This window comes from Flavobacterium sp. CFBP9031, assembly GCF_034044945.1.
Classification (GTDB): domain Bacteria; phylum Bacteroidota; class Bacteroidia; order Flavobacteriales; family Flavobacteriaceae; genus Flavobacterium.
The window spans coordinates 252377-266787 of the sequence record NZ_JAXCWF010000006.1; the positions used below are offsets into that span (position 1 = coordinate 252377).

Here is a 14411-nt window from a genome sequence, read left to right on the forward strand (position 1 = left end):
TGAAATTGTAAACTATGCGTATCTTACCTTCAATAATTTTGAGCGTTTTTCTGGCAGCTGGCGTCTATGCACAGCAAGAAAAACAGACTGATACCGTCCTAAATCATAAAACACCTTTGATCAAAGCAACCAAAGTTGATTTGCTTAATAATGTTGATTTAATTTTCAATACTCAATTAGGATTTAACACCTATATAGAAGATGGAAAATATACTGAAAGTAAATTTGAAGTAAACCAGTTTAGACTGGAAGTAAAAGGGAGAGTCTATAAGGACAAAGTATTTTTTAGGTTTCGAGACCGATATACTAAAGAAACAGAACCACAATCTACAGATAACATCAGCAGTTCTACCGATTTAGCTTTTATTGGGTATAAAATATCCGACAGAACCAGTATTGCAATTGGAAAAATGACAGCAAACTGGGGTGGTTATGAATTTGACATGAATCCGATTGATATCTATCAATACAATGATATTGTAGAGAATTCGGATAACTTTTTAACTGGAGTTCAGGTCAACTGGAAACTAAATGAAAATCATACCTTTTCTGGACAGGTTTTAAATTCTAGAACCAAAACTTTTTCTGAACTTTATCAAAATGTACCCAATGTAGAAGAAGCAAAATTTCCTGCAGCGTATGTAGGAAATTGGAATGGAAGTTTTTTAGACGGAAAATTTAAAACCATTTATAGTTTCAGTATTTTTCAGGAAGCCACAAAAAATGGAAAACCTGTAAATATGTATTATACCGCATTAGGAAATCAGTTTAGATCTAAAAAATGGCTCTTTCAATATGATTTCAAATGGAGCAGCGAAGATCTTGACCGAACAGGAGTTGTGAGTTCTTTGCTTCCAGATACTGTTTTAGATCATGCGGCAGAAAATGTTTATTATATCGAGCATTGGCTTAGAGCGGTATACTCTCTAAATGAACAATGGAAAATTTCGGCTATCGGAATGGTCAGCAAAGCTTCATGGAAAGATATTCCAGATCCAAATGTGAGTTCAAACCGAATTCGTACGGCTTGGGGCGTTATTCCAACTGTAGAATTTTATCCGATTAAAAACTTTAACTTGAAGTTTTTTGCCACTTATGTAGCTCGATGGTACGATTACAGTGATTATGCCAAAACAGATTTGGGACAATCTAACAACACAACAGGAAGAATTATGCTTGGTGTAATTTCTCCTTTGGTGGTATTATAATATTGTAAATTCACATAATACAAAATGCTGGAACACATCGTAAAACGCGATTTATTCCAGCATTTTGTATTATTTGTTCTCTCGCAGATGAGCAGTTTTTAAAGTTCTCTTTATTCTTTATTCTTTATTCTTTATTCTTTATTCTTTATTCTTTATTCTTTATTCTTTATTCTTTATTCTTTATTCTTTATTCTCTCCCCATCAAATATTTTAAACGAATAAAACAGATCGTACTATAAAAAGCAAAAAGCAGTATAAGATGCAATAAAACAGACGGATTATCCCATAAACTGGCACCCGATTGTACAATGGCGGTATATAAAACAATAAAAGGCGTTGTAGGCAAAAGATTAGACAGCCACTGCAATGCTAGCGGAAGCGATTCAAATGGCCAACTGTATCCTGTAATCAAGAAAATCGGATAAGTTGAAAAAGCCATCATCTGCAAACAAAGCAATTGCGATTTGAATAACGAACCTATAAACTGCGCCATCGGAATTAAAGTAACAATAAACAAGAGCAGTAATAAGCTTAACTCGAATCCGCTGCCTCTCATGGGTAAATTGAGCAGTTTGTAATTTACATTTAAAAAGAAAAAGCCATACGAAGCAAAAAGTATCAGATAGAATAATCCTTTGCCCCAAATTCCATTAGAAATACCCGAACCGAGCCATTCTCCTAAACGAGAACGCTGCCGCTCGCCTGCTACACTTTCGCATAAGCCAATTAATAAGGTTTGCTGCAGAATTAAAGCCAAAAGTCCTGGCAATAAAAATGCGCCATAACTCGATCTTTCGTTAAATAAAGGACGATAATCTAAGTTTACAGGCATCACATTTTCCATCGCAATGGTAGTACTCATTCCTTCCTTTTTCTGATAATATTGAAGACGTACTCCTGCTCCAACGGTCAAACATATCTGCTGCACATTTAATAACAAATCGCTCGATGGCAGAAATCTGGCCGCATTGATTGCCAATACTACATTGCTTTGTTTTAAACTCAGCAAATTCGCTTCTGTTCCTTCTGGAATATAAAAATATCCCTGACAATTGCCTTGATACATCTGCTCTTTTGCCTGTTCCAAATTCGAAAAATGAATCAGTTCTACAATTGGGGAATCATCTATATTTTGCTGCAGCAAACGTGATAATCTCGAACCATCATCATCTACCACAGCCAATTTTACATCGAATTCCTCTTTATTGACATAAATGCTTCCGTAAAAAAAAGCATACAGCAAAGGAGCAATAAGAAGCGTAAGCAGCAAACTATGATCCTTTACTACTTGCGAAGCTTCTCTCAAAAAGAGATTAATCAGCGATTGTTGCGGTTTCTTTTTCATCTTTAATCGAATTAAATTGACGTTTAAACAACAACATTGCTGTCGGGTACATGACCAAGCAAAACAACAAGAGTTTCGCAAATTCGCCTTGAGCATATTTTAAAGGCAAATTCATATAATACACCTTAAAAAAACCGTCTAAAAAAGCGGTATAAGGCATTATAAGCGCATAATACTGATCGTACCAAGGCATTGCCCACCTGGGAAAAGTAAATCCGCTAAACACAAAAGCAGGCGAAGTATAAAAAAGAGCCACATCCCCAGAAAGCATCACATCTTTGAACAAAGCCGATATAAACATACCGATGCCAATACAGGCTAAAGAAAGCATAGTGTATAGTCCAAAAAACTTTCCGGTGGCTGCAGGAATGCCAATATCAAAAAAAGGAAAGATTATCCCTGTAATGATGATAAAATTAATCCAGCTGATGGCAAGATGCGCTATTGTTTTTCCTATAATTGCAACAACAACAGAACCTTTTGATGAATCGTATAGTTCGTGCATCGTTCCTGTAACCCATTCATAATTTAAAGCCAGCATAGAACTGATAATTAGAATCATCTGCATTCCGACTGTTATTAAACCCGGAACCAAATATTCCTGATAATTGTAAGTTGGATTATAAAGCTGATAGGTTCTCAAACTAATCGGATTAGCAATCGCCATCGCTTGATCAGATTTCATTCCCGTTTTTACCAGTTTCTGCAAAATTACACCTGTGCTTCCTGTAATTACAACTTCGGCGACAGCTTTATAAACTAACTTAGCAGGAACAAGCGCGGCGGCATTGGTGTACAAAGTCACATTACTCGGATGCCGGCTGTAGATATTCTTTTGCAGATTTGCAGGAAAATGCACGGCGCCCAGTATTTTACCTTCTTGAATCAGTTTTTTAACTTCGGCTTCGCTGCTTACTCTTCTCGTAATCTGCAACGTTTCTTTTTGCTCTAATAAAAAAATCAGCTCTCGGCTTATGGCGCTTTGATCTTCATCCCAAATAGCAAATGCTAAGTTCTTGGCATCTTGTTTTTGGTAAATAAAAGCGTAAAAGAAAAACAACGCGACAGGAACAACAAGCATTACCAAGTAAAAAACCTTTAAACTCAGAATGCGCTTCCACTCCCTAATGATTATGTTCGTCATCAAAATCATTGAGGAAGAATTAAAGAAGCAGTCATACCAGAACGAAGGCCTTTAATCTGTGCAAGGTTTTCGGGTTTCACTTCTATTGTAAAAGTTCTCAATTCAAATTCTCCTTTATCTTTGGACGGAACCCAATTGGCAAATTCTAAGGTAGGCGCAATAGAATGCACAACGGCATCAAACGTTTCGGGCTCGCAACCTGGAACTTTAACTGCTGTCTTGCTTCCCACTTTAAGCAAATTGGATTTATCCTGTCGGATATTAAACTTAATTATCGTTGAGTTCTTTTTCTCTATGGTCATAATCGGATACCCAATAGAAATAATTTCACCCTGATGTGTAACCAAGTTAGAAATTACTCCGTCTGCTGGAGCATAAACTCTAGTATTATCTCCAAGTGCTTTTGTTAGTTCGTAAGCTTGTTCTGCTTGTTTTACGATGGCATTTGCGGTTTTTAACAATTCGGGTCTTGTACCATTTTTGAGCATTTGCAGATTTAACTGAGCGGTTTCCATTTCCTTTTTTGCGGCTTGAAATTTAAAATAGAAAACATCTTTTTCCTGTCCCGAGATCACATCTTCATTATACAGACGTTCCATGCGGTCATAAGTCGTGCTAAACAATTTATATTGCTCTTGACTGATTTGATACAGTTTAGAAGTCGCTTCTATCAATTCTGGTCTTGCTCCTTGCGTAAGCAGCTCCTGCTGTCCTTTTGCAGCATCAATTGCCGATAATGCCTGTGCTTTTATGGCGTTTATTTCGTTAGATCGAAGTACAGCCAGCAATTGTCCTGTTTTTACGGTATCGCCCTGTTTTACAAGCAACGAATCCAATCTGCCTGGAAATTCGGCCGCCACATCTACACTGGTTGCATCGACCATTCCTATAAAATTGCCATCTTCTTTATTGTTGTCTTTTAAGAAAAAAATCAGTCCTGCTATTACTACAAAGATTGGAATAATCAGCGCCCAGTAGTTTTTAAATATATCTTTCATCTATTTAATAAATTGCGTTATTTGACTTGGATTTCCTAAACTATTAAAATATTCCGCTAATGCCAGATAGTATCCTAAAACAGCTGTATAATACCCTTTTTCTATTTCTGTTTCTATCAATAAAGCATCATTAACATCTTTTGGCGACGAGAGCTGATTGTTCATTCTCTTGGTTATTAAACTGCTTGTCGTATTGGCTTCCTTTCTCGCTGCATCCATAGCCATAACATCATTTTGCAATGATGTCATTTTGTTCTTTGCCACTCTCGACTGCACCTGAAGCATTAAACTGGAATTCTCTTCTCCTAGTTTCGCTTCTTCTATCAACTGTTTTGCGGCTAAAGTCCTTTTATTGGTCTGTCCGTTATACAAAGTACATTGCAATTCCAGCCCTACAAACCAATCGGGAATAGAAACGGGTAAGTCTTTCTGATATAAATTGTAATTTCCAATGGCAAAAATGTTAGGCAAAGCCAATGATTTACTGATTTTTTCAGCAGTTTCTGCATAAGAGATTTTGTTGTTTGCAATTCTGTAAACCGGGTTTGTAAGCCAATACTCATTCATAGGTTTCTCTAGATTGATTTCGGCATATTTTAAAGTATCAGAAATCACTATTGCAGCGTCAAGATCAACTCCCATCAGTTTATTCAGCTCAAGATGGGCATTTTGTTTTTCCATCTTGATATTGTTATACTGAGTCTGCGCCTGAATTAAAACCACATTCGTCCAGTTCTTTTGGTATGGAGGCAGTATTTTATTCTTGACCAATTCTTCGGCGTAATTTTTATTTTTGTCTAAAGCACTTACAATCTGTTCTTGTTTCTTGATTAAAGAGTTGAGGTATAATATTCTAAGATATTGCACTGCAATTAAAAAATTAACTTCTTTACCGGCAATCTCAACACCAATTCCTGCCGAATTAGCAACCGATTGAGCCAGATCTATACTCGAGTTTATTTTGTTTCCAAGAAAAATAGGCTGACGAACTCCCACTCCTGCAACAAAATAAGACTGTTTGCTTAAACTAGGATTATAGTCTGGATAAATACCGCCAATAACTGTTTTTGAAGTATTATAAATACGATCCTGCGCTGCCTGCGATAAGTTGTTTCCCGTAATTTCATGGTAAATTTCGTTTGCCGTATTCACACTTTGCTGTGATGAACCTTCAACGATTCCGTCTTTAACGGTCTGTAGATTTATCGTAAGCGGACTGCTCAAATAAGAATAACTCGATAAAAGATCTACTTTAGGCAAATAGCCTTTCTTTTCTGCCTGAAGATTGTATTCGCCTGTCTTTAATGCAGATCTTGCCTGTTTGATGGTAATATTATTTTGCTGTGCTATAGAAAAACATTCTTCTAGAGAAGTGGTCTGCGCTTTTGTTTCCAAGCAGGATACAAAAAGACAAAACAAAATAAAAGGTTTGAGAAAACTTAGTCTTACGTACATCTATATAATATTCTTATGAATTGAAATTACTTTTAACTAGCGACTTCTTTGCTGTTTAATTAAAAACTGCAGGATAAAATAGAAATGAAATAAAAACTTATTATTCAGATAAATTCTGAAATGGTTTGAATGTATTTAGAATAGACTGTTTATGAAAATTTGGGGTCCTTAACTTAAACAGCGAAAAAAAGTATATCAGCAAAAATCATATATAAACCAATATACCAACTAGTTAAAGATAAAGATTTTATTTTATAAGTGCTATTTTAATTTACGGAAAATCAGCGTAATGCAATCTCCTTCTCTAAAACCATTTTTATGCCGCTCCTCTGGAGCTTTTTTGTAGATGCGAAATAGATTCTTCTATAAATATTTTGCTCCGCTAGAACGTTTAAATACAGTTCTTAATAATTTTGCTTTTATAACGTCATTCCCCACTGGCACATTTCTTGAAAACCAATATTATTATTAACTGATTTAAAACGTTTTACCATGAAAGTTACTTACTACGGACATTCGTGTTTTTCTGTTTATGCCGGCGGAAAACACCTTCTTTTCGATCCTTTTATTACACCAAACGAATTAGCCAAAGAGGTTGATGTAGATGCTATAAAAGCAGATTACATTTTTATCTCTCATGCGCATTATGACCATATTCTCGATGTAGAGCGAATTGCCAAAAATACGGGCGCAAAAGTGCTCGGAAATTTTGAAATCTATAATTGGCTACTGAAAAACGGAATCGAAAATGCACACCCCATCAATCCAGGAGGAAAGTTTGATTTTGATTTCGGAACTGTAAAATGTGTAATAGCCCAGCATCCAAGCAGTTTTATAGATGGTTCTTACGGCGGAATTGCGTGTGGTTTTGTACTTACAACAACAGATGGAAATTTCTATTACAGCGGCGATACGGCTCTAACTTTAGACATGCAGCTCATTCCTAAATTTACCAAACTTGACTTCGCTGTTTTCCCTATTGGCGACGGACTTACTATGGGAATTGAAGAAGCTATTGAAGCCGCAAAACTCGTTGCGGTAAACAAAATATTAGGCGTTCATTACGATACTTTCGGATTTATTGTAATGGATCATCAGAAAGCTTTAGAAGAGTTTAACAAAGCTTCTTTTCAATTATTCCTGCCTAAAATAAACACAACCATCGAGATTTAAATTAGTTATTTTTCTTTGCTATATTTCGCTAAAATGTGGGTTTTAGCGAAATATCATTTTATAAAAAAGACTACAGAAAACAACACCATTTTTTTTCATAAAAAAAAGGAATAGCTGCTGACACTATTCCTTTTGCATATAATGAAGTTCTGCTGATGAACTTCAAATTATATGTATTCCACAAAATTAATGATGTATTGCGCGGTAAGTTCCGGATATTGATGCTGAGGTCCGTGCCCAGTTGCCGAATACACAATCATTTGCGCATTTGTCATTTGATTGATAATCGAATACCAATTGTCTACAGCAAAACTGATATCATGATCTCCAGAAATGATTAAAATAGGAGTTTTGGTCTTTTTCAATTGTTCTCTAAAGTTTAAAGCATCTTCTCTAAAAGTATCTCCTCCGCCAAAATACAATTGAAAAACATCCATTGTAGAAGGAATTTTATCTACGGCTATCTTTTTATGAATTCTATCGTGCGAAGCTTTTGCTGCCAAACGGCTTGATTCTGATTTTGGTTCAAAAAACAGCACAATTTCATCATCAAAATCATTTAAAGGTTTGAGTGCGGCATCAAAAAAAGCTTGCTCAATAGGAATTTTGTTTTCTCCCGGCGGATTTGTTCCTACCAAAACGGCATGCGTTACCAAATTAGGATAAAGCAAAGTTGCCGTCTGTGCCACCAACCCACCATAAGACCATCCTAAAACAACAACCGAATCTAATTTTAAGGCATCTGCCAAATCTTTTACATCTTTGGCTACAACGGTAATGTCTGGAGCAAGGCTTCCTGTAGAAGAGCCAATTCCAGAATAATCAAATACGATAACGTTGAACTTTTCTGCCATCGATGCAACAAACAACGGATCCCAAGTATCTAGTGTTCCTCTAAAACGGTTCACAAAAATTACTGCTTTTCCTTTGCCGTACGAACGATAAGCAATTTTACGATCGCCTAAATCGGCAAAACGTGTTTCTGCGTCATAAATTTTTTCCATAATTATAAGTTAAAGATTGAAATCAATATTCGTTTTCATCAAGTAGACAAAGATTAAACCAAAACGCAGAACACTAACAATAAAGCATTTAACGATTATTCGTATGCTAAAGAATTATGATATTTCAAGAATCCAATCTTCTTTTTAACGATATATAATAATTCCTAAATCTGTTTTACAAACAATTCTTTTAGAATCAATACTTTATAAAAAAGGCATTCCTTTTGTTTTTTGTAAATGAAATAGTACTCTTTTCTAAACATTAATCTAACAGCTTCGATATGATGTATTTATCTACTAAAAAAACGATTATGTTTATTACTGGAACATTCATCAGCCATGCTTGCTGGAAAGAATGGATTGTTTTTTTTGAAAATGAGGGCTATAAAACGGTTGCTCCGCCTTGGCTTTACAAAAACGAATTGGCAGTCGATTTGAGACAAAACCATTCAGAGTCCAAAATTGCTTTAATTCGTTTAAATAACTTATTGGATTATTACACTGAAATCATTGACAAGCTTCCTGAAAAACCAATTTTGATTGGTCATTCCTATGGCGGACTTCTAACGCAGTTACTGCTTCAAAAAGAACTGGGATCGCACGGAATCTGCATCAATTCTATTCCGCCTGGTAATCTTATGCATTTTAATTTTTCGTTTTATAAAGCAATATGGAATCTTTCCGATTGCTTTAGTTCAACAAATAAGCCCTTTTTAATGCCTTTTAAGACATGGCAATACTATTTTGCGAACCAAATGCCGTTTGAAAAGCAAAAAGAAGCTTACGAAGCTCTATTGATTCCCGAATCAAAATCAGTTATACGAAACATTTATTCTAAATCGGCTAAGATTGATTTCAAGAAAAAACACAATCCGCTTTTGTTTGTATCGGGTTCAGAAGATGCTTTTGTTCCTGCTTCTCTAAATTATTTAAACTTTAAAAAATACAAAAACCTTCATTCTATCACTTGTTACAAAGAATTTCAAGAGGGCAATCATTTGAGTATAAATCAAGAAAACTGGCAGACTATTGCTGAGTTCATCGCCAATTGGCTAAAGAAAATTTCTTAATGGATTGCAGATTTTTTTTGTGTTCACGTGGTTGAAACCTCTTGCGGAATTTTTAAATGTTCCCGTGGTTGAAACCACGGGCTATGTTTAAACATGATTAAAAAAACAGAATCAATATTCCCACTAAATAATCCCTTTCTTAATTTCCAGCTTTTTAATCTTAGAATTTAAAGTCGACGGATGAATATCCAGAATTTCGGCGGCGCCACCAGCACCAGAAATTTTTCCGTTGCATTTTTTAAGGATATACAAAATATAATCTCGTTCATTTTCTAATATCGTTTTTATAGAAAATGATTCTTGTGCTGGTTCAGGATGCATTTTGGAAGACATAGAAAGTTCAATTTCTTTAATCGCATTTCCTTCTGTCAGCAAAATGGCGCGTTGCATTACATGTTCGAGTTCTCTAATGTTTCCTGGCCAATTGTAATTTATAATCTGCTGCAAAGCAAAATCGGAAAGAATAGGCGCTTTTCTACCCATTTTCTCACTATAAACTGCTATAAAATGATTAGCTAAATCTGGAATGTCTTCTTTTCTCTTTTTTAATGGCGGAACCATAATCGGAAAAACATGCAAACGATAGTACAAATCCATTCTAAATCGTCCTGCTGCCACTTCTTCTTCCAAATTTTTATTGGTTGCCGCAATAATCCTAACATCTATTTTCATTGGCGAAGTACCGCCTACACGCTCAATTTCTCTTTCTTGCAAAACACGAAGCAGTTTTACCTGCAATTCGAGAGACATCTCTCCTATTTCATCTAAAAAAATAGTTCCTCCATCTGCCAATTCAAATTTACCAATGCGTCTGTCCAAAGCGCCTGTAAAAGCCCCTTTTTCATGCCCAAAAAGCAATGATTCGGCAAGATTTTCAGGAATAGCGCCACAATTGATAATAACCAAAGGTTTGTCTTTTCTCGGAGATAAAGCATGTATGCTTTGCGCAATTTTTTCTTTTCCTGTTCCGCTTTCTCCTAAAACTAAAACCGAAGTATCTGAAGGCGAAACTTTCCGAATATAATTAAAAACTGTGCCCATTTGCGAACTGTTGCCAATAATCCCTTTAAAACCTTCTTGCGTGTTTACAGGAGGAGTTGTGCTTTTGACTTCCGTTTTTTTAATAGGCAGATTTAAATCTTCTTTCGAATAAATTTTAGCAATAAATTGATGAAAAAGCGTTTCAAGTGAACCTAATAATCGCAAGTGTTCTTGAGAATAAACACTAAGGCTACGGCTGTAAAAAGTAAAATGATAGCTCTGGATCGAGGCAATTGAAAGCGGAAAAACCAAATAAGATTTGATCCCAAAATTGTGTGCAATTAAAGCTTTAATTGGCGCTTCTTGCAGGTTGTTAATCAATGCTTCTTCGCTATAAATCACAGGCTTTTTATCTACTTTAGATTTCCTGTAAGTTTCGTTGATTTCTTTTTCTGACAATACCGCTATTTGCGAAAGTTTCTGCAAATTGATGATTTGATATTGTTCTAAATTTCTGCGGACAATTCCGAGATTATCATAATGCGTGGAAGTCACAAAACCCGTTTCCAAATAATCAAAAGGAATAAAAGTTTGAGCCGCTTTTGCAAATGCCAATAACGCCTCTTCTTTCTTTAGATTTGAATTTATAATTTCTGTAATTGCGGTCTGAAACTGAAACTGCTGCATGAGCTGACTTTCTAAGCTGTATTGCTGACGATAAAATGCAATTTCAAGAGTCGTTAGCACATCTTGATCTCGGAAAGGTTTTACGATAAACCCATAAGGATGAGTAGTTTTAGCTTGATCTAATACAGTTTTACTTGAATTGGCAGAAATAAATATGAAACCAATATATTTCTCTTTAAGAATATGCGCCAACTCAATACCATTTCGGCTTCCTTTGAGCATAATATCCAAGAAGACCAAATCTGGTTTTTCAATTTCAATTTGTTCCAATGCCTGTTCTACCGACCGCGCGATTCCGATAACTTCATAATTTGCTTTCTCGAGAATTAACTGTAAATCGTGAGCTTCAATAAATTGATCTTCTACAATTAAAATTCGTTTTTTCAAACCTGAAGAAACAGTTTCATATCCGTTATCGGGAGAATTTTTCATAAGTGGTTATTTTTTATCTATCTTGCACTTAATTTATTGATACAAAAATAGTTAATTATCACAATTAAAATTAGTCGTTTCCAAATTTAGATAAATAAAAATCACAATTAACCGTAATTTTCATATTATTTTTCAAAACATAAAAATTGTTTATTCCTATATTTGTTAATCCAAAACCTACTAAATTTAATTCTAATAAACCATGAAGCTACTTTACACGTTTTGTCTGCTGTTTTTTATTACAATTAATTCTCAGGCACAAAGCCATCCTGCAACAGCAAATTATGACTTAAAAAAGAAACGTCTATTAATTCACACCTGCTCTTCTTACTTATACAATTCAAATCAAGGCTCTATTGATGCCGATAGTTCTGTAGTTTTAACCTGCAAGGCCTATAAACTTCCTGTCTCTTTAGCTTATGATGAAGGTTTTAATGATGGTTCTTATCTAATTGGAAATGATTTAATTGAAAAAGGAAACATCGATGCCGCAAAAAGACTTTATTTGAAATCTAAAGGTGTCGATAAAATAAAACTGGCGCTACAATTGGGAATCTTTTATTTGTTCAAGCCTTTTACAAAACCAGACGATTTAAAAAACGCTAACCTTTATATCACCGATGCGGTAAAAATTAGTAATGAGCTAAAAATACAAAAGTGGCAGCATGAAAGTGTAATGCTTTTGGGAAAGTTTTATTTTCAAATCAACAACTATCCTGAAAGTAAAAAATGCTTTTTGCAAGTCGTAAACGAATGCCGAAAACAAAACGATAAAGCGGCGCTGGCACATGCATTATTCAATCAGGCGAGCTATCAATACGACTTAGATCCCGAAAAAGAGAAAATTCTAAAAGAAGCCGAAGCTTTGTTTAAAACATTGGGCTTTGAAGAAAAAAGATTGGAAACAAAAGCCAATTTGTGCACCATTTATTTCTGGCACGGAAAAATAAATGATGCAAAAAAAATACTCTATCAAAATATTGCCGATATGCGAAAAATCGGCTTCAGACAGCAGCAATTTGGAGAAACTACAATTGCGCACATCGAAGCCGTTCAGTTTAACATGAAAAGTGCTTTGTATTATGCTCTAAAGAGTGTGCAAACAATGGAATCTACCAAAGATTACACTTTTGCAGATATTTTTTATATGCGTCTAGGTTTAATGTATTTGCAGATGGGACATACCGATGATGCCATGAAAATGGCTGAAAAAAGCATAAAATACGGGCAAAATGTTTTTAGCAGTGGCAGCTGGTATAAAAGTTTCATCACGGCTACAGCCTCTTTGTCTGCCAAAGGAAAAAACAAAGAAGCCATAGAATATATGAATTCTATAACAAGCCATTATCCGCCTCCAAATAAATTTGATAACATGATTATGAATTTTGCCTACGCAAATTGTTATTGGCGAATTAAAAATTATGGCACAGCCGAAAAGTATTTTATAAAAGCCGGAGAAGCTGCAGATGCTTTAGATTCGCCACAGACTTATCGAGATCTCTGCAATACTTATTCGTCTATTGCTCTATTTTATGCAAATCGACAAAATCTGCCCAAAACAAAATTTTATATTGATAAAGTCGAAGCGCTTTCTAAAAAATATGGCAAGAACTACAACTCAGAAGCGTTGGAAATGTCTTTGTATAAATTGGATTCGCTAAATGGGGATTTTAAATCGGCTTTGGTACATCATAAATTGTATAAAAAATTCAGTGATTCACTTTTAGATTATTCTAAAAACAAACAAATTGAAGAGCTTAGAATTCAATATGAAACAGAAAATAAAGAACAAAAAATCAAACAATTAGACAAAGAAACCGATTTACAGCAAACGGCTTTAAAAAAATCAAAATTATTAAATACGCTTTCCATCTGGAGTTTGGTTTTATTGGCTCTTTTTCTTGGTTTATTATACAATCGATACCGCCTTAAACAGAGAACGAATGCTGAATTGGAATTTAAAGAAAAAGAAATCAATCAAAAGAACATTAATCTTAGACATTTGCTAGATGAAAAAGAATGGCTTTTGAAAGAAATCCATCACCGCGTAAAAAACAATCTTCAAACCGTCATAAGTCTTCTTAATTCGCAATCGGCTTATTTGGAGAACGATATGGCGTTGTCGGCCATTAAAAACAGTCAGCATCGCATTCATTCTATGTCGTTGATTCATCAAAAACTATATAGTTCCGAGAATATTTCGACGATCAATATGCCCAATTACATCAAAGAATTGGTCGAATATCTGAGAGAATCTTTCTCGCTTGGGCAACGCATTCGGTTTGAACTTAAAATTGATCCGCTCGAATTAGATGTTGCACAGGCCGTTCCGCTTGGGCTTATCTTAAACGAAGCGATTACCAATTCAATAAAATACGCTTTTCCAGACAACAGGACAGGAATGATCTATGTTACGCTCCAAGCGACAACCGAAGACAAATACCTGCTGACTATTGCCGATAACGGAGTGGGCTTTGATGCAAACATTAGCAACAAAAAAATCAATTCGTTTGGCTTAAGTCTAATAAGAGGTCTCAGCGATGATTTGGATGCGGCTTTTTCGATGGAAAACAATAACGGAACAATTCTTAAAATAGAATTCTCTAAAGAGTTTCCAATCAATGAAAAAAGAAGATAGTTTTCTATTGGATACAATTAATTTCAACACATAGAAACATAGTTTTGTTTGTATCTGAAAGAAGGCAAAAGAAACAAGTTTCTAAACATAGATAACTATGTGTTTTTAAATTAGTAAAATGCCTTTTCTAGTTCAAGGTCAACACTTTAAACCATGTCTCTATGTGTTTAGTATCACACTACAATGCTTATTTCTTTTGTAGCGAAATCTCACGAATCGAAATGGGTTTAGCGAAATATAGCGCTTTTAATCTTCATAAAAAGCGCTAAAACCTTA

The 14411-nt window shown here is 35.0% G+C and carries 10 protein-coding genes; 4 read left to right on the forward strand and 6 right to left on the reverse strand.

Annotation, left to right across the window (positions count from 1 at the left end; translation table 11 throughout):
- Window positions 1–14 precede the first annotated feature (14 nt).
- A complete protein-coding gene (locus SOM12_RS12565) occupies window positions 15–1208 on the forward strand; it encodes a porin (protein WP_320493657.1) in 1194 nt (397 codons plus the stop codon).
- A gap of 187 nt (window positions 1209–1395) precedes the next feature.
- On the opposite strand, the gene SOM12_RS12570 is transcribed toward SOM12_RS12565, so the two are convergent.
- From SOM12_RS12570 to SOM12_RS12585, 4 genes are read right to left on the reverse strand one after another with little or no spacing between them, the layout of a single operon-like run.
- Complete coding sequence (locus tag SOM12_RS12570) at window positions 1396–2553, reverse strand: ABC transporter permease (protein WP_320493658.1); 1158 nt, start codon at window positions 2551–2553, stop codon at window positions 1396–1398.
- Window positions 2522–3697, reverse strand: coding sequence for an ABC transporter permease (locus SOM12_RS12575; RefSeq protein WP_320493659.1), 1176 nt, complete (start codon window positions 3695–3697; stop codon window positions 2522–2524). Before SOM12_RS12575 ends, SOM12_RS12570 begins: the two co-directional genes overlap by 32 nt.
- Before the next feature lie 5 nt (window positions 3698–3702).
- Window positions 3703–4695 (reverse strand): HlyD family secretion protein, encoded by a 993-nt coding sequence (locus SOM12_RS12580; protein ID WP_320493660.1) that lies wholly within the window; start codon window positions 4693–4695, stop codon window positions 3703–3705.
- Complete coding sequence (locus SOM12_RS12585; RefSeq protein WP_320493661.1) at window positions 4696–6150, reverse strand: TolC family protein; 1455 nt, start codon at window positions 6148–6150, stop codon at window positions 4696–4698.
- Window positions 6151–6642: 492 nt separating this feature from the next.
- Between SOM12_RS12585 and SOM12_RS12590 the strand changes: the two genes are divergently transcribed.
- Window positions 6643–7323, forward strand: a complete 681-nt coding sequence (locus SOM12_RS12590) for a metal-dependent hydrolase (RefSeq protein WP_320493662.1) — start codon at window positions 6643–6645, stop codon at window positions 7321–7323.
- Window positions 7324–7490: 167 nt separating this feature from the next.
- Here the strand turns inward: SOM12_RS12590 and SOM12_RS12595 are convergent, their stop codons facing one another.
- On the reverse strand, window positions 7491–8327 hold the full coding sequence (locus SOM12_RS12595; protein ID WP_320493663.1) for an alpha/beta hydrolase: 837 nt from the start codon (window positions 8325–8327) through the stop codon (window positions 7491–7493).
- Window positions 8328–8608: 281 nt separating this feature from the next.
- On the opposite strand from SOM12_RS12595, the gene SOM12_RS12600 reads away from it, so the two are divergent.
- Window positions 8609–9397, forward strand: coding sequence for an alpha/beta hydrolase (locus SOM12_RS12600; protein WP_320493664.1), 789 nt, complete (start codon window positions 8609–8611; stop codon window positions 9395–9397).
- A 123-nt stretch (window positions 9398–9520) separates the two neighbouring features.
- Here the strand turns inward: SOM12_RS12600 and SOM12_RS12605 are convergent, their stop codons facing one another.
- On the reverse strand, window positions 9521–11497 hold the full coding sequence (locus SOM12_RS12605) for a sigma 54-interacting response regulator (RefSeq protein ID WP_216359040.1): 1977 nt from the start codon (window positions 11495–11497) through the stop codon (window positions 9521–9523).
- Window positions 11498–11699: 202 nt separating this feature from the next.
- Between SOM12_RS12605 and SOM12_RS12610 the strand changes: the two genes are divergently transcribed.
- Window positions 11700–14135: a sensor histidine kinase gene (locus tag SOM12_RS12610; protein ID WP_320493665.1), complete on the forward strand. Its 2436-nt coding sequence runs from the start codon at window positions 11700–11702 to the stop codon at window positions 14133–14135.
- Window positions 14136–14411 lie beyond the last annotated feature (276 nt).